The organism is Streptomyces sp. NPDC006208 (assembly GCF_040613775.1).
GTDB lineage: Bacteria > Actinomycetota > Actinomycetes > Streptomycetales > Streptomycetaceae > Streptomyces.
Map to the genome: position 1 here is coordinate 37173 of NZ_JBEXSW010000052.1, position 15291 is coordinate 52463.

16 protein-coding genes are annotated in these 15291 nt (G+C 69.5%); 6 read left to right on the plus strand and 10 right to left on the minus strand.

Translation table 11 applies throughout. The features are described from left to right. The first annotated feature begins 126 nt into the window (after positions 1–126). Positions 127–600 (plus strand): phage holin family protein, encoded by a 474-nt coding sequence (locus ABZ208_RS32560; RefSeq protein WP_356913047.1) that lies wholly within the window; start codon positions 127–129, stop codon positions 598–600. Continuing rightward, positions 597–1535, plus strand: a complete 939-nt coding sequence (locus ABZ208_RS32565; protein WP_356913048.1) for an alpha/beta hydrolase — start codon at positions 597–599, stop codon at positions 1533–1535. Before ABZ208_RS32560 ends, ABZ208_RS32565 begins: the two co-directional genes overlap by 4 nt. Positions 1536–1633: 98 nt before the next feature. Here ABZ208_RS32565 and ABZ208_RS32570 read toward each other — a convergent pair whose 3' ends face one another. From ABZ208_RS32570 to nth, 4 genes are all read right to left on the minus strand, one after another. Next, positions 1634–1822 (minus strand): hypothetical protein, encoded by a 189-nt coding sequence (locus tag ABZ208_RS32570; protein ID WP_356913049.1) that lies wholly within the window; start codon positions 1820–1822, stop codon positions 1634–1636. 117 nt (positions 1823–1939) lie between these two features. After that, the gene (locus tag ABZ208_RS32575; RefSeq protein ID WP_356913050.1) at positions 1940–3139 is read right to left on the minus strand and encodes a MarP family serine protease; all 1200 of its coding nucleotides are present in this window, start codon (positions 3137–3139) and stop codon (positions 1940–1942) included. An 80-nt stretch (positions 3140–3219) separates the two neighbouring features. Next, positions 3220–3936 carry a CoA pyrophosphatase gene (locus ABZ208_RS32580; protein WP_356913051.1) on the minus strand — a complete coding sequence of 239 codons (717 nt, stop codon included), beginning with the start codon at positions 3934–3936 and terminating at the stop codon, positions 3220–3222. Positions 3937–3994: 58 nt separating this feature from the next. Continuing rightward, positions 3995–4837: an endonuclease III gene (gene nth / locus ABZ208_RS32585; protein WP_356913052.1), complete on the minus strand. Its 843-nt coding sequence runs from the start codon at positions 4835–4837 to the stop codon at positions 3995–3997. A gap of 290 nt (positions 4838–5127) precedes the next feature. On the opposite strand from nth, the gene ABZ208_RS32590 reads away from it, so the two are divergent. Then, a complete protein-coding gene (locus tag ABZ208_RS32590; protein ID WP_017947815.1) occupies positions 5128–5802 on the plus strand; it encodes a Crp/Fnr family transcriptional regulator in 675 nt (224 codons plus the stop codon). 115 nt (positions 5803–5917) lie between these two features. Here the strand turns inward: ABZ208_RS32590 and ABZ208_RS32595 are convergent, their stop codons facing one another. The 5 genes from ABZ208_RS32595 to ABZ208_RS32615 all read right to left on the minus strand — a co-directional run bounded on the left by ABZ208_RS32595 (position 5918) and on the right by ABZ208_RS32615 (position 9609). Continuing rightward, a complete protein-coding gene (locus tag ABZ208_RS32595) occupies positions 5918–6802 on the minus strand; it encodes a prohibitin family protein (protein WP_328398304.1) in 885 nt (294 codons plus the stop codon). Positions 6803–6885: 83 nt separating this feature from the next. Then, complete coding sequence (locus tag ABZ208_RS32600; RefSeq protein WP_328398306.1) at positions 6886–7725, minus strand: MBL fold metallo-hydrolase; 840 nt, start codon at positions 7723–7725, stop codon at positions 6886–6888. Between the two features lie 97 nt (positions 7726–7822). Then, positions 7823–8686, minus strand: a complete 864-nt coding sequence (locus ABZ208_RS32605; protein WP_356913053.1) for an NUDIX hydrolase — start codon at positions 8684–8686, stop codon at positions 7823–7825. Positions 8687–8980: 294 nt separating this feature from the next. Next, the gene (locus ABZ208_RS32610; RefSeq protein ID WP_356913054.1) at positions 8981–9451 is read right to left on the minus strand and encodes a RidA family protein; all 471 of its coding nucleotides are present in this window, start codon (positions 9449–9451) and stop codon (positions 8981–8983) included. Next, positions 9448–9609 (minus strand): DUF4177 domain-containing protein, encoded by a 162-nt coding sequence (locus ABZ208_RS32615; protein ID WP_137988514.1) that lies wholly within the window; start codon positions 9607–9609, stop codon positions 9448–9450. The genes ABZ208_RS32610 and ABZ208_RS32615 overlap by 4 nt, the downstream gene beginning before the upstream one ends. Before the next feature lie 96 nt (positions 9610–9705). Here ABZ208_RS32615 and ABZ208_RS32620 point away from each other — a divergent pair, with 96 nt between their 5' ends. After that, positions 9706–10668: an ArsA-related P-loop ATPase gene (locus tag ABZ208_RS32620; RefSeq protein ID WP_356913055.1), complete on the plus strand. Its 963-nt coding sequence runs from the start codon at positions 9706–9708 to the stop codon at positions 10666–10668. Further along, a complete protein-coding gene (locus ABZ208_RS32625) occupies positions 10665–12050 on the plus strand; it encodes an ArsA family ATPase (RefSeq protein ID WP_356913056.1) in 1386 nt (461 codons plus the stop codon). Before ABZ208_RS32620 ends, ABZ208_RS32625 begins: the two co-directional genes overlap by 4 nt. 149 nt (positions 12051–12199) lie before the next feature. On the opposite strand, the gene ABZ208_RS32630 is transcribed toward ABZ208_RS32625, so the two are convergent. Further along, positions 12200–12544 (minus strand): WhiB family transcriptional regulator, encoded by a 345-nt coding sequence (locus ABZ208_RS32630; RefSeq protein ID WP_177149633.1) that lies wholly within the window; start codon positions 12542–12544, stop codon positions 12200–12202. Between the two features lie 395 nt (positions 12545–12939). Here ABZ208_RS32630 and ABZ208_RS32635 point away from each other — a divergent pair, with 395 nt between their 5' ends. After that, positions 12940–15216 (plus strand): transglycosylase domain-containing protein, encoded by a 2277-nt coding sequence (locus tag ABZ208_RS32635; protein ID WP_356913057.1) that lies wholly within the window; start codon positions 12940–12942, stop codon positions 15214–15216. The last annotated feature ends 75 nt before the right edge of the window (positions 15217–15291 follow it).

The following is a 15291-nucleotide window of genomic DNA, read 5'->3' on the forward strand; positions in this document are numbered from 1 at the left end:
CATCGGACGCGCAGAAGACCTGTGGAGCCCGCAGAGCCCGTGAGGCCCGCAGACGTAACACCGTAGAGCTGTAGCACCGTAGAGCTGTAGAGCTGTAGAGCCTGACAAGACGAGAGGGAGTCAGCGATGAGCGACCCCGGCAACACCACAGCGAACGCTGTCGGCGCCGACCGCAGTCTCGGCCAGCTGGTCGCCGCGGCGACCGCCGAGATGTCCGCCCTGGTGCACGACGAGATCGCGCTCGCCAAGGCGGAGCTGCGACAGGACGTCAAGCGCAGTGCGGTCGGCGGCGCGGCCATGTCCATCGCGGGGGTGCTCGCGCTCTTCTCGCTGCCGGTGCTGAGCTTCGCCGCGGCATACGGGATCCACAACCTGGGTCTGGGCCTGGCCTGGTCGTTCCTGATTGTCGGCGTGGCGTTCCTGCTGCTCGCGGGGCTGCTGGCGCTGCTTGCCGTCGCCAAGTTCAAGAAGGTCAAGCCTCCGGAGAAGTCCATCGCGTCGGCCAAGGAGACGGCCGCGATGCTGCAGAACGTCAAGCCGCACCCGCGGCCCGCCTCCCGGCCGGCGCTCGGCAAGGCCGAGGTCAAGGTCTCGGCATGACCGACGACACCAGTGGCTTCAGCAGTTCGGGCAGCCCCGTACGTCTCGATGGTCCCTGGACCCACCGCGACGTGGCCGCCAATGGCGCCCGCTTCCATATCGCGGAGATGGGCGACGGGCCACTGGTGATGCTGCTCCATGGCTTCCCGCAGTTCTGGTGGACCTGGCGGCATCAGCTCACCGCCCTCGCCGACGCCGGGTTCCGTGCGGTCGCCATGGATCTGCGCGGCGTGGGCGGCAGCGACCGTACGCCGCGCGGCTACGACCCCGCGAACCTCGCGCTCGACATCACCGGTGTGGTGCGCTCGCTCGGCGAGCCGGACGCGGCGCTGGTCGGACACGACCTCGGCGGCTATCTGGCGTGGACGGCGGCCGTGATGCGGCCCAAGCTGGTGCGCCGGCTCGCCGTCTCCTCGATGCCGCATCCGCGCCGGTGGCGCTCGGCCATGCTCTCCGACTTCGCCCAGAGCCGCGCGGGTTCGCACATCTGGGGCTTCCAGCGCCCGTGGCTGCCGGAGCGTCAGCTGGTCGCGGACGACGCGGCGCTGGTGGGCAGGCTGCTCCAGGAGTGGAGCGGCCCGCGGCCGCTCGAGGACGAGGCCGTGGACGTCTACCGGCGGGCGATGTGCATTCCGTCCACGGCGCACTGCTCCATCGAGCCGTACCGCTGGATGGTCCGCTCACTGGCCCGGCCGGACGGCCTCCAGTTCAACCGGCGTATGAAGCGCCCGGTGCGCGTGCCGACACTGCATCTGCACGGCTCCCTGGACCCGGCGATGCGCACGCGCAGCGCGGCGGGATCCGGGGAGTACGTCGAAGCGCCCTACCGCTGGCGGCTGTTCGACGGACTCGGGCACTTCCCTCACGAGGAGGACCCGGTGGCGTTCTCCACCGAGCTGATCAACTGGCTGAAGGACCCCGAGCCCGACCGGTAGAGAACACTGGTGGAGAACACCCACCCGGCAGCGAGACCCGGGGGTGGACACACCTTCGGTGGACTGCCCACCGGGTACGGGGACCTCGGCCTCGGTCGTCAGCCCCGGGGATGCCGCAGGCGCGCTGATACCCAGCGTGCCCGGCGGCGGAGGATCCGAGGGATACCGATCCCCTGCCCCGGATGCTCATGGCCCTCCCCCTGAGGGCCACCCCTCTCGTGGGTGATCGGCCCGTTGGCCGAGCGGCGGTTGCGTACTGCGTCACCGTAGTCGTGCGTCCAGCCCATACCCCGACGTGTGCCCGGGCCCCATGGTCCGTAACCGTGCCGGGGGCGGCCAATTGGCCTATGCGCCAGGCATTTGGCTGTTCGTAGGACAACCGTTCCTGCGGATGGCGCAACCCGTCACAGCGCGCAGCCCTGGCTGTCCACCTGCTGGTTGGCGGCACGGCCCTGGGCGATGTCCTTGCGGATCTCGTCGACCGTCAGGGCGTACCCGGTGTCGGCGTCGTCCAGCGACCTGGCGAAGATGACTCCGTAGACCTTGCCGTCCGTGGTGAGCAGCGGCCCGCCGGAGTTGCCCTGGCGGACGGTCGCGTACAGCGAGTAGACGTCGCGGCGGACGGTGCCCCGTCGGTAGATGTCCGGGCCGTTGGCGTTGATACGGCCGCGGACGCGGGCGGAGCGGACGTCGTACGAGCCGTTCTCGGGGAACCCGGCGACGATCGCGCTGTCACCGCTGCGGGCGTCGGCTTCGGTGAACTGGAGCGGGCGCGCCTTGAGATCGGGGACGTCCAGCACCGCGATGTCGCGCTCCCAGTCGTAGAGCACGACCTTGGCGTCGTACAGCTTCCCCTCGCCGCCTATCTGGACGGTCGGTTCGTCGACACCGCCGACGACATGCGCGTTGGTCATCACGCGGCGCTTGTCGAACACGAAGCCGGTGCCTTCGAGCACCTTGCCGCAACTCGGGGCCGTACCCACCACCTTGACGATCGACTGCTTGGCGCGGGCGGCGACGGGGCTGCCGACGAGCGCCGGATCCGGCGCTCGGACCTCGGTGATGGGCTCGTTGGCGAACGGGCTGAAGACCTGCGGGAAGCCGTTCTGGGCCAGTACGGAGGAGAAGTCCGTGAACCAGGTGTTGGCCTGATCGGGCATCACCCGGGAGACCCCGAGCAGCACCTTGGAGTTGCGCACCTCCTTGCCCAGTGTGGGCAAGGACGTCCCGGCGAGGGCGGAGCCGATCAGCCAGGCGACCAGCAGCATGGCGACGACGTTGACCAGCGCACCGCCAGTGGCGTCCAGCGCACGCGCCGGTGACCAGGTGATGTGGCGGCGCAGTCTGCTGCCGAGGTGGGTGGTGAAGGCCTGGCCGATCGAGGCGCAGACGATCACGATGACGATGGCGACTATCGCGGCCGTGGTGGACACCTCGGAGCCGTCCGTCGCCGCGTCCCAGATCACCGGGAGCAGATAGACGGCGACGAGTCCGCCCCCGAGAAAGCCGATCACCGACAGGATGCCGACGACGAAGCCCTGGCGATAGCCGACGATCGCAAACCAGACGGCGGCGACCAGCAACAGGATGTCCAGCACGTTCACCGTCTAAAGCCTCGCAGTTTCATCGCCGGGTGCTCCGTCCGGCCGGTGGGTCCCGGGCACAGGGCCCGACCGCCAGCCTGTCATGAGCGCCAGTCCAGTGGGACCTGCTTCGTGCGGTCCCATGATCGTTCCCAGCCGGCGAAATGAAGGATCCTGTCGATCACGCCGGCCGTGAAACCCCAGACCAGAGCGCCTTCGACCATGAATGCGGGCCCGCGGTGACCACTCGGGTGGATGGCCGTCGCACGGTTGGCCGGATCCGTGAGATCCGCCACGGGCACGGTGAAGACACGTGCGGTCTCGGCGGGATCGACCGCTCCGACCGGGCTCGGGGTACGCCACCAAGCCAGTACGGGCGTGACGACGAAACTGCTCACCGGGATGTAGAGCTTGGGCAGCACGCCGAAGGTCTGGACTCCGGCCGGGTCCAGGCCGGTCTCCTCCTCGGCCTCCCGCAGTGCGGCCCGCAGCGGTCCGGTGGTGGCCGGGTCGCCGTCCTCCGGGTCGAGGGCGCCACCGGGGAACGAGGGCTGCCCGGCGTGGGAGCGCAGGCTCCCCGCCCGCTCCATCAGCAGCAGCTCCGGGCCCTGGGTGCCCTCGCCGAACAGGACGAGGACGGCGGACTGGCGGCCGTGGCCGCTCTCGGGCGGCAGGAAGCGGCTGAGCTGCTCCGGCTGGACGGTGTCCGCAGCGCGCACAACGGGGTCGAGCCAGGAGGGGAGGCCCTCCGTGGTGACCGTCACCTCGCCGTCGCTCACGCCTCTGTTCACGTACGTCTCTTCTCCAGTGCGCGTCATGGGCACCCCCTCGTTCACAACGCCCCCGGGCGCATGGATCGTTCCGTACGTGGACGGCTCACCCGGTCGGGCCCAGGGCGGGAGCCGGTTTGCCCGGGTAGTCCGGGGGCGGGCTCAGGCGCTGCCCGGGGTAGCCGCCCATCTCGTACTTGAGCAGCTTCCTGGCCTTCTCCGGGTCCGTCTCGCCCTCTCCGTACGAGGGGCACAGGTGTGCGATCGGGCAGGCGCCACAGGCGGGCTTGCGGGCGTGGCAGATACGGCGGCCGTGGAAGATCACCCGGTGCGAGAGCATGGTCCACTCGCTCCTGGGGAAGATCGTGGCGATCTCGGCCTCGATCTTCACCGGGTCTTCCTGGTCGGTCCATTTCCAGCGGCGGACGAGCCGCTGGAAATGGGTGTCCACGGTGATACCGGGCACCCCGAACGCATTGCCGAGGACGACGAAGGCGGTTTTGCGGCCGACGCCCGGCAGGGTGACCAGGTCCTTCAGCCGGCCGGGGACCTCGCCCCCGAAGTCGTCCCTGATGGCAGCGGAGAGTCCCATGATCGACTTGGTCTTGGCCCGGAAGAAGCCGGTGGGGCGGATCAGCTCCTCGACGTCCTCGGGCACCGCGGCGGCCAGATCCTCGGGCGTGGGGTACTTGGCGAAGAGCGCCGGCGTCGTCTGGTTCACCCGCAGATCGGTCGTCTGCGCGGACAGGACCGTCGCGATCAGCAGCTCGAAGGGGTTCCTGAAGTCCAGCTCCGGATGGGCGTACGGGAAGACCTCGGCGAGCTCGCGGTTGATGCGGCGAGCCCGGCGGACCATCGCCAGACGTGATTCCGGTTCATCCGATTTCTTCCTCTTGCCCGGACTGGGGGACACTTGTTCGCCCACAGCGGAATCTTGCTTTCCGGACATGCCGTCAGCCCCCTCTGCCTGCGCTCTCACCGGCGAATTGGACACCCGGCCAGCCTAAAGGGCGGCACCGACATCCGCCCCGGCCACCGGATATCGCGACCCAATCGGGCCCCTGCCGTAGGGACTGGCGCGTTAGTGCGTCAAACTTGTTGTGATTGATCGCACGATTGTTTACTACCGGGGTCCGTTCCCCGGGGCTGCCGCCGCGGTGCACAGTGTCCCGGAACACCACAGCCCGGTCCGGCATCATGGGGACAACGTCCCCTGAGCAGGTCGACAAGGAGAGATTCGTGGACGACGTTCTGCGGCGCGCCCCGCTCTTCGCGGCGCTCGATGACGAGCAGGCCGCGGAGCTCCGCGCCTCGATGAGTGAAGTGACGCTCGCCCGTGGCGACGCGCTCTTCCACGAGGGCGACCCGGGCGACCGCCTGTACGTGGTGACCGAGGGCAAGGTCAAGCTCCATCGCACGTCCCCCGACGGCCGCGAGAACATGCTCGCCGTCCTCGGCCCGGGCGAGCTGATCGGCGAGCTTTCCCTCTTCGACCCCGGCCCGCGGACCGCCACCGCCACGGCGCTGACCGAGGTCAAGCTCCTCGGCCTCGGCCACGGCGACCTTCAGCCCTGGCTGAACGCCCGTCCGGAGGTGGCCACCGCGCTGCTGCGCGCGGTCGCACGCCGACTGCGCAAGACCAACGACCAGATGTCCGACCTGGTCTTCTCCGACGTACCGGGCCGTGTGGCGCGGGCGCTCCTCGACCTGTCGCGCCGCTTCGGTGTGCAGTCGGAGGAGGGTATCCATGTCGTCCACGACCTGACCCAGGAAGAGCTCGCCCAGCTGGTCGGCGCCTCCCGCGAGACCGTGAACAAGGCACTCGCCGACTTCGCGCAGCGCGGCTGGCTGCGGCTGGAGGCCCGGGCCGTGATCCTGCTGGACGTGGAGCGTCTCGCCAAGCGCTCGCGCTAGGCGCCGCCCGGCACGCATACGCAAGGGGCCGCCCGCACACTGTGCGGGCGGCCCTTCCACGTTGCGTACGGGGCGCCGGGCCCGGCCGGACGTGACGCCGGGCCGGTCCCTCGCGTCAGTTCTTCGTGCCGTCCACGATCAGCGGATTGCCGGTGCCGGATCCGCAGGGCACCGCATAGACCGGGTTCTTCGCGGCCGCCTCCTTGAAGGCGTCGATGCACTGGTTGGCGAGTACCTTGTCGCTCAGCGAGTCGCTGAGGATCTTGTTGGCGCGGGCGATGCCTTCCGCCTCGATCCGGCGGCGCTCGGCCTCCGCCTTCGCGGTACGGGCCGCCTCGGTCGCCCGTTCGGTCGCCTGCTGCTGCTGGATCTTGCGGTCGATCTGGTCCTGCAGCCGGTCCGACGGCTTCACATTGCGCAGGTTGACCGTGGTGACGTCGATGCCGCGCGGCGCGAGCCGCTCCTTGATCAGCGTACTGATCTCGCTGTTGATCTTCTCCCGGGCCGAGGCGTAGCCCTCTTCGCTCGTGTGCCGGGCGAAGACGTTCCGGATGATCTCCCGGCTGTCCGGGTAGACCAGCCGCTGCTGGATCGCGTCCTCGGTGCCTGCGAGCTTGTAGAGCTCCACGGCCTTGGCAGGGGTCACCGCCCACTTCACGGTGGCCTCCGCGTACATCACGCCACCCTGCGAGGAGCGCACCTCCACGATGTCGTCGTCGGACAGATTGAGGTCCACAGGGCGGGTGGAGAAGGTGGTGACGTTGGTGAACGGCGACGTGAGGTTCACGCCGGAGTTCATGGGTACGCCGACCTTGCCGAAGGTCACGGGGACCCCGACCTCGTAAGCGCTGACCACATGCACACAGCTGGCGATCCCGGCGAACAGGCCGGCTATGAGTGCGCCGAGCGCGCCGAGCTTGAGACCTCTGTTGTCATTGCCGCGGGCGACGAAAAACATCACCGCGGCGGCGATGGCGAGCACGATGAACAGGACAAACACGGCTTTCCCCCAGGGACCGACGTCGCAAAGTAAGCGGAGCGTAAAGCATCGTCCGCGACCCCAGGACGCTCGGGGGTGCCTGGCTAGTTCCCCCCGATCAGACCGTGATCGGCCAGATACTCGAGCTGTGCCAGGACCGACAGCTCCGCCGCGGGCCACAGGGACCGGTCCACGTCCGCGTACACATGAGCCACCACCTCGGCCGCGGTGCCGTAGCCGTTCTCGACAGCCGTCTCCACCTGGGCGAGCCGGTTGGCGCGGTGCGCCAGATAGAACTCGACCGCCCCCTGGGCGTCGTCCAGCACCGGCCCGTGGCCCGGCAGCACCGTGTGCACGCCGTCGTCGACCGTGAGCGAGCGCAGCCGCCGCAGGGAGTCCAGATAGTCGCCGAGGCGCCCGTCGGGGTGCGCGACGACCGTCGTGCCGCGCCCGAGGATCGTGTCGCCGGTCAGGACGGCCCGGTCGGCGGGCAGATGGAAGCAGAGCGAGTCGGCGGTGTGGCCCGGTGTGGGCACCACGCGCATCTCCAGCCCGCCGACCCGGATCACGTCACCGGCGGCGAGCCCCTCGTCACCGAGCCGCAGCGCGGGGTCGAGGGCGCGGACATGGGTGCGGGTCAGCTCGGCGAAGCGCGCCGCGCCCTCGGCGTGGTCGGGGTGGCCGTGCGTGAGAAGGGTCAGGGCCACCCGCTTGCCCGCTTTCTCGGCGGTGTCGATGACGGCCCGGAGATGAGTGTCGTCCAGCGGCCCGGGGTCGATGACCACCGCAAGGTCCGAGCCGGGCTCCGAGACGATCCATGTGTTGGTGCCGTCGAGCGTCATGGCGGACGGGTTCGGCGCGAGGACGTTGACGGCGCGCGTGGTGGCAGGCCCTGAGAGCACGCCCCCGCGGGGCTGCCCGGGCAGGCTCTGGGCGTCGCTCATCGGGAACCTCCGGCAGATACGGCGGGCAGGCCGGCGCGCACCGCGGCAGACGTGGCCGCCGGTCCGGCCGGCCGGACCGGACCCGCAGGCGCGTGCGTCATTGCGGGCCTCCCGTCGGGATGTGCTTGGTGAATTCATCGTGGCCCGGCCAGCTGAGGATCAGCTCGCCGCCCTCCAGCCGCGCCTCGGCCAGAACGGGCGTGAGGTCACGGGCGCCCGCCGACGCGAGGGCCGCAGCGGCTGTCCCGTACGGCTGAAGCGTCCGCAGGGTCGCGATCGTCGGCGGCATCATCAGCAGATCGCCCTTGTCGTAGCCCGCGGCCGCCTCGGCCGGGCGGATCCAGACCATACGGTCCGCCTCCGTCGACGCGTTGCGGGTCCGCTGCCCCTCGGGCAGGGCGGCCACGAAGAACCAGGTGTCGTAGCGCCGCGGCTCGAACTCCGGCGTGATCCACCGCGCCCAGGCGCCGAGCAGGTCCGAGCGCAGCACCAGGCCGCGCCGGTCCAGGAAGTCCGCGAAGGACAGCTCCCGGTCCACCAGCGCCTGCCGGTCCGCCTCCCAGTCGTCGCCCGTCGTGTCGCCGACGACCGTGTCCGCGGTGCTGCCGGCGAGCAGGACGCCCGCCTCCTCGTACGTCTCCCGTACCGCCGCGCACACGATGGCCTGCGCCGATGCCCGGTCGGTGCCCAGGCGGTCCGCCCAGGTCTCGAGCGAGGGGCCCGCCCAGCGCACCGGCCGGTCGTCCCGCGGGTCCACGCCGCCACCGGGATAGGCGTACGCACCTCCGGCGAAGGCCATGGAGGTACGGCGGCGCAGCATGTGGACGACGGCACCGTCCGCGGTGTCGCGCAGCAGCATCACGGTCGCGGCCCGCTTGGGGGCGACGACGGCGAGCGTGCCGTCGGCGAGGGCACGGATCCGGTCGGGCCATTCCGGCGGGTACCACTGACCATTGGACATGGCGGGAGCCTATGCGCTCTCGCGCCGATGTTCGAGGGGTGGCCAGGTCACCGGCCCCCCGTACCCCCGCGGCCTGCGTGTCGGCCGGCCCGGACTCACAGGACGCGGTGCGCCCGCGCCCCCTGGACATGCGTCTTCTGCCCGACCGGACAGAGCCCCGATGGGCATGATCACATCAAGCCGCCCCTGCGGGGGTTCCCGGCGGCACGCACAAGGCCCCGCACCCACCGCGAGCGGCAGGCCACGGGGCCGTACGGACTGACCGGTGGTTCAGTCCCGGACTCACCCAGGGGCTCAGTCCTGGACGAGCTCCACCTGGATCTCGATCTCGACCGGCGCGTCCAGCGGCAGCACCGCGACGCCCACCGCGCTGCGGGCGTGCACGCCCTTGTCGCCGAGCACTTCGCCCAGCAGTTCGCTCGCGCCGTTGATGACGCCGGGCTGGCCGATGAAGTCCGGGGCGGACGCGACGAATCCGACCACCTTCACGACCCGGGCGATCCGGTCCAGGTCGCCGACGACCGACTTCACGGCGGCCAGCGCGTTCAGCGCGCAGGTACGGGCCAGTTGCTTGGCCTCGTCCGCGGTGACCTCGGCGCCCACCTTGCCGGTGACCGGAAGCTTGCCCTCCACCATCGGGAGCTGGCCCGCTGTGTAGACGTACGCACCCGACACCACGGCCGGCTGGTAGGCGGCCAGCGGCGGCACGACCTCCGGCAGCGTCAGCCCGAGCTCGGAGAGCTTGCGGTCGACGACGCCACTCACGAGGTCTTCTCCCGCTTCAGATAGGCCACCAGTTGCTCGGGGTTGTTCGGCCCGGGAACGACCTGGACGAGCTCCCAGCCGTCCTCGCCCCAGGTGTCCAGAATCTGCTTGGTCGCGTGCACGAGAAGGGGCACGGTCGCGTATTCCCACTTGGTCATGGAGCCGACTGTAGCCGCACCCGTGTGCTGTCCCGTGACGCAGCCCGCAGGCAGCCTCGTGCGTAGGACGCCGGGCGACTGGTTAGGCTCGAATACGTGAGCAGGCTCCAGGTCGTCAGCGGCAAGGGCGGTACCGGTAAGACCACGGTGGCCGCGGCCCTCGCGCTCGCCCTCGCGACCGAGGGAAAGCGCACCCTCCTCGTGGAGGTCGAGGGAAGGCAGGGCATCGCCCAGCTCTTCGAGACGGAAGCCCTTCCGTACGAGGAACGAAAGATCGCCGTCGCCTCGGGCGGCGGCGAGGTGTACGCGCTGGCCATCGACGCCGAGCGTGCGCTTCTCGACTACCTCCAGATGTTCTACAAGCTCGGCGGCGCGGGCCGCGCGCTCAAGAAGCTCGGCGCGATCGACTTCGCGACGACCATCGCGCCGGGCGTGCGCGACGTGCTGCTGACGGGCAAGGCCTGCGAGGCCGTGCGCCGCCGGGACAGGCAGGGTCGTTACGTCTACGACTACGTGGTGATGGACGCGCCGCCGACCGGCCGCATCACCCGCTTCCTGAACGTCAACGACGAAGTCGCCGGCCTGGCCAGGATCGGCCCGATACACAATCAGGCCCAGGCTGTGATGCGCGTCCTGAAGTCCGCCGAGACCGCGGTGCATCTGGTCACCCTGCTCGAGGAGATGCCGGTCCAGGAGACCGCCGACGGTGTCGCCGAACTGCGCGGCGCCGCGCTCCCCGTCGGCAATGTGATCGTGAACATGGTGCGGCCCCACCTCCTCGACGAGGAGGCGGTACGCGACGCGTCGAACGGCCGGCGCGAGTCCATCACCAAGGCGCTCACGTCGGCAGGCATCGGCGCCGCCGCGAAACTGGTCACCCCGCTCCTGGAGCAGGCGGCCGAGCACGCCCAGCGCGTCGAGCTCGAACGCGAACAGCGCAGGGCGCTGAACGCACTGGATCTGCCGGCGTACGAACTCCCCCTGCTCAGCGAGGGAATCGATCTGGCAGGCCTGTACGGACTGGCGAAGGAACTGCGAAAGCAAGGGGCCGGCTCATGACCCTGGACGCATCGGCCCCGCTCGAGGTCGATCCGCTCATCGACGATCCGGCCACCCGCATCATCGTGTGCTGCGGTGCCGGCGGTGTCGGCAAGACGACGACCGCGGCGGCCCTCGGGGTACGGGCGGCGGAGCGCGGCCGCAAGGTGGTCGTGCTCACCATCGACCCGGCCCGCCGGCTCGCGCAGTCCATGGGCATCGATTCGCTCGACAACACCCCGCGCAGGGTCAAGGGCATCGAGGACAGGGCAGGGGCGTCTCCCGGCGAATCGAGCGAGGGTGGTGGGCAGCGGGCGGGAGAACTGCACGCCATGATGCTCGACATGAAACGCACCTTCGACGAGATCGTCGAGGCGCACGCGGACCCGGAGCGGGCCCGCGCGATTCTGGGGAACCCCTTCTACCAGTCCCTGTCGGCCGGTTTCGCCGGCACGCAGGAGTACATGGCGATGGAGAAGCTGGGGCAGCTGCGCGCCAGGGACGAGTGGGACCTGATCATCGTCGACACCCCGCCGTCCCGCTCGGCACTGGACTTCCTGGACGCGCCCAAGCGCCTCGGGTCCTTCCTGGACGGGAAGTTCATCAAGCTGCTGATGGCCCCGGCGAAGATGGGCGGCCGGGCGGGGATGAAGTTCCTCAACGTCGGCATGTCGATGATGACCGGGACGCTCGGCAAGCTGCTCGGTGGTCAACTCCTGCGTGATGTGCAGACGTTCGTGGCAGCCATGGACACCATGTTCGGCGGGTTCCGTACCCGCGCGGACGCCACGTACCGGCTGTTGCAGGCGCCCGGCACAGCGTTCGTGGTGGTCGCGGCGCCGGAGCGGGATGCGCTGCGAGAGGCGGCGTACTTCGTGGAGCGGCTCGCGGCGGAGAACATGCCGCTCGCCGGTCTTGTGCTCAACCGGGTGCACGGCAGCGGAGCCTCAAAGCTCTCCGCCGAGCGGGCACTTGCCGCCGCGGAAAATCTTGACGAGGGCGGCATTGTGGATCAAACGTCCGGGAAGACTGGTGTTCGTGACGCCACGGCCGCCTCTCCCTCTCCCGGATCCCCGGCCGCGCATCACACCCCCGGCACTGACCCAGCCCCCGAATCGGACGCCGAAGCAGGCCCTGAAGCGCAATTGACGGACGATCAGCAGATGACGCACGACCAGCAGACCTCGCAGCAGCTGACCGCGGGCCTGTTGCGTCTGCATGCCGAAAGAATGCAGGTGCTCGCGCGCGAGCAGCGCACGCGTGACCGCTTCACCGCCCTCCACCCCGAGGTGGCAGTCACCGAAGTGGCCGCCCTGCCCAGCGATGTTCATGATCTTGCGGGGCTCCGGGCCATCGGCGACCGGCTCGCGACCGGCGGGCGTACACCGGTCGGAGCCGCGTAGAGGCGGCTTGGAACTGCGTCGGCGGCGCGGGCGGCCGGAGCTGCGAGGGCACGGACTTCTGCCCCGCGGGGCCGGCCCCGCGGGGTCACAACCGGACGGCGATCCACCTGGCGGCTCGGGCCTGAAGTGACCCGGGGAGCCGCCCGGGGTTATCCGACCGCGGCGTACGTCTCGTAGGTCTCGTCGTCGTCGAGACCCACCGGCAGTATGCCCGCGCTGCGTTCGTACTCGGTCCGCGCGGTTTCGAGCAGTCTGCGCCAGGAGGTGACCGTGGGGCGTCTGCGCAGCAGTGCGCGCCGTTCCCGCTCGGTCATGCCGCCCCAGACTCCGAACTCGACGCGGTTGTCGAGCGCATCGGCCAGGCACTCGGTCCGCACCGGACACCCGGTGCACACCGCCTTGGCCCTGTTCTGCGCAGCCCCTTGTACGAACAGTTCATCCGGATCGGTAGTGCGACAGGCTGCCTGCGCACTCCAGTCGGTTACCCAGCCCATGCCGGCGCCGTCCTCTCCCGAATCGAGGCTCCCCCACGGCGGCAGCGGCATATTCACCGCTGCCAGTTGAGGACGTTACGGAAGGTGGGGACAGCGCAACACCCCCGTGGGGCCCAATCTTGAATGGCCCGAACGGACTATGCGTACGCGGCAGATCACCCAGGGGAGTGACCTGAGGGCATACGTAGCAATCCCGGCAAATCGGGATACTTCAGTTGGGTCACATCGGACACCGAATGACACAAGCGGCGGATTCGGACACAACTCCACCGGATTCGGGTACAGCGGAAGTTGTCTCAGGTACTTGATGCGAAACCGCACTGCTGTGACAGTTGGGAGCAGCTTAGGCCAAGGCATATACGCGTGTCCGGCGAATGAGAACGTAGGCTGCCCTCATGGCAAACAAGCGCGCGGGCGGAGGCCTGACCGGGACCCAGCAGGCCGCCAAGTTCCTCGGTGTCAGTGTGCTCTCCGGAGCGGTGCTGGCCGGCATCGCGCTGCCCGCCATCGGCGCGCTGGGACTCGCGGCCAAGGGAACGGTCGAGGGATTCGACGAGATCCCCGCCAACCTCAAGACTCCGCCGCTGAGTCAGCGCACCACCATCCTCGACTCCCAGGGCGGGCAGATCGCCACGGTCTACTCCCGCGACCGTACGGTCGTGCCGCTCAAGGACATCTCGCCGTACATGCAGAAGGCGATCGTCGCCATCGAGGACTCCCGCTTCTACGAGCACGGAGCGGTCGACCTCAAGGGTGTGCTGCGCGCGGTCAACAAGAACGCGCAGACGGGCGGCGTGACCGAGGGCGCCTCCACGCTCACCCAGCAGTATGTGAAGAACGTCTTCGTCGAGGAGGCGGGAGACGACCCGGACAAGGTCGCCCAGGCCACCCAGCAGACCATCGGCCGCAAGATCCGCGAGCTCAAGTACGCGATCCAGGTCGAGGAGGAGCTGGGCAAGAAGAAGATCCTCGAGAACTACCTCAACATCACTTTCTTCGGCCAGCAGGCCTACGGCATCGAGGCGGCGTCCCACCGCTACTTCTCCAAGTCGGCCAAGGACCTCAAGCTGGAGGAGGCCGCCCTGCTGGCCGGCATCGTCCAGTCGCCGAGCCGCTACGACCCGGTCAACGACACGGAAGAGGCCATCAAGCGCCGCAACACGGTGCTGCAGCGCATGGCCGACACCCGTGACGTCTCCCAGGAGGAGGCGGACCGGGCCAAGGAAGCCCCGATCAAGCTGAAGGTCAGCAAGCCGAAGAACGGCTGCATCACCGCCGTCAGCGGTGCCGGCTTCTTCTGCGACTACGTGCGCAAGACGATCCTCTCCGACCCCGCCTTCGGGAAGACGGAGGAGGAGCGCCAGAAGCTGTGGAACCTCGGCGGTCTGACCATCAGGACCACGCTCGACCCGCGGGCGCAGAAGGCCGCCAACGAGGCAGCCACGTCCAAGGTCAACAAGAACGACAAGGTCGCGGCGTCCGTGGTGCAGGTTCAGCCCGGCAGCGGCAAGATCCTGTCGATGGGCCAGTCCCGCCCGTACGGCCTGGACCAGAAGCGGCACGAGACCGTGCTGAATCTCGCCGTCGACAACAAGATGGGCGGCACCACCTACGGCTTCCAGGTCGGCTCGACGTTCAAGCCGATCACCGCCGCGGCGGCGCTGGAGAAGGGCCTCAGCCCGGCCCAGACCTTCGCCACGCCCTGGAAGATCACCCTGCCGATGAACTCGTTCACCAACTGCTCGGGCTCCCCCGCCGGAAGCGGCACCTGGCCCGTGCAGAACGAGCTGCAGTCGGAGGCCGGCAGCTGGGACATGACCAGCGCGCTCGGGAAGTCCATCAACACCTACTTCGCGTCACTGGAGCAGATGGCCGGGCTGTGCGAGACGGTCGAGATGGCGAAGAAGATGGGCTACAAGACGGGCGACGGCAAGAAGATCGGCGAGGACCCGTCGATCACCCTGGGCGCCGAGGAGAGCACGCCGCTCTCCATGGCCGCCACCTACGCCACGTTCGCCAACCGCGGCACCTACTGCTCGCCGGTCGCCATCGAGTCCATCGCGGACCCGAACGGCAAGAGCCTGCCGGTGCCGAAGACCTCGTGCTCGCAGGCGATGAGCGAGCAGACCGCGGACACCATCAACCAGATGCTCAAGGGTGTGGTCGAGGACGGCACCGGCACGGCGGCCGGTCTGAGCGACCGCGACAACGCGGGCAAGACCGGTACCACGAACGACCGCAAGGACGCCTGGTTCGTCGGGTACACCCCCAACCTCTCCACCGCCGTGTGGGTGGGTGACGACATCGGCGAGAAGACCTCGATGTTCCGGATCACCATCGGTGGCCAGTACTACGACAAGGTCTGCGGCGGCTGCCTCCCCGGCCCGATCTGGAAGATCGCGATGTCGGGGGCGCTCGACGCCTCCGAGACCCCGAGCTTCAACCCGGTCTCGGTGCCCCGTGGCGAGGAAAAGGAAGAAGAGGAAGACGGGGACAGGGACAGGGGCAGGGACCGGGACGACAGGGAGAAGCCCGGCGACCCCGGCCCCGGCGGGCAGACGCCCTGGCCCGGTGTCTCGATCCCTCCGGACTTGATCGGCGGCGGGAACAACCGCGGCCAGACGAACGGCGGCCCGGCGAACGGCGGCGCGACGGCCACCCCCTGGCCGTGACGGTGAGGTAGTCCGCGCCGCAGCACGAGTGCGGGAACGACGGAGCGGGCCCGGTCCGAGATCTCGGACCGGGCC

What these genes read in the sequence shown, in the direction of transcription:
- ABZ208_RS32560 (WP_356913047.1), top strand. Translation starts at nt 127, where the DNA reads ATGAGCGACCCCGGCAACACCACAGCGAACGCTGTCGGCGCCGACCGC.
- ABZ208_RS32565 (WP_356913048.1), top strand. Translation starts at nt 597, where the DNA reads ATGACCGACGACACCAGTGGCTTCAGCAGTTCGGGCAGCCCCGTACGT.
- ABZ208_RS32570 (WP_356913049.1), bottom strand. Translation starts at nt 1,822, where the DNA reads ATGGGCTGGACGCACGACTACGGTGACGCAGTACGCAACCGCCGCTCG.
- ABZ208_RS32580 (WP_356913051.1), bottom strand. Translation starts at nt 3,936, where the DNA reads ATGACGCGCACTGGAGAAGAGACGTACGTGAACAGAGGCGTGAGCGAC.
- nth (WP_356913052.1), bottom strand. Translation starts at nt 4,837, where the DNA reads ATGTCCGGAAAGCAAGATTCCGCTGTGGGCGAACAAGTGTCCCCCAGT.
- ABZ208_RS32600 (WP_328398306.1), bottom strand. Translation starts at nt 7,725, where the DNA reads ATGAGCGACGCCCAGAGCCTGCCCGGGCAGCCCCGCGGGGGCGTGCTC.
- ABZ208_RS32605 (WP_356913053.1), bottom strand. Translation starts at nt 8,686, where the DNA reads ATGTCCAATGGTCAGTGGTACCCGCCGGAATGGCCCGACCGGATCCGT.
- ABZ208_RS32615 (WP_137988514.1), bottom strand. Translation starts at nt 9,609, where the DNA reads ATGACCAAGTGGGAATACGCGACCGTGCCCCTTCTCGTGCACGCGACC.
- ABZ208_RS32625 (WP_356913056.1), top strand. Translation starts at nt 10,665, where the DNA reads ATGACCCTGGACGCATCGGCCCCGCTCGAGGTCGATCCGCTCATCGAC.
- ABZ208_RS32630 (WP_177149633.1), bottom strand. Translation starts at nt 12,544, where the DNA reads ATGGGCTGGGTAACCGACTGGAGTGCGCAGGCAGCCTGTCGCACTACC.
- ABZ208_RS32635 (WP_356913057.1), top strand. Translation starts at nt 12,940, where the DNA reads ATGGCAAACAAGCGCGCGGGCGGAGGCCTGACCGGGACCCAGCAGGCC.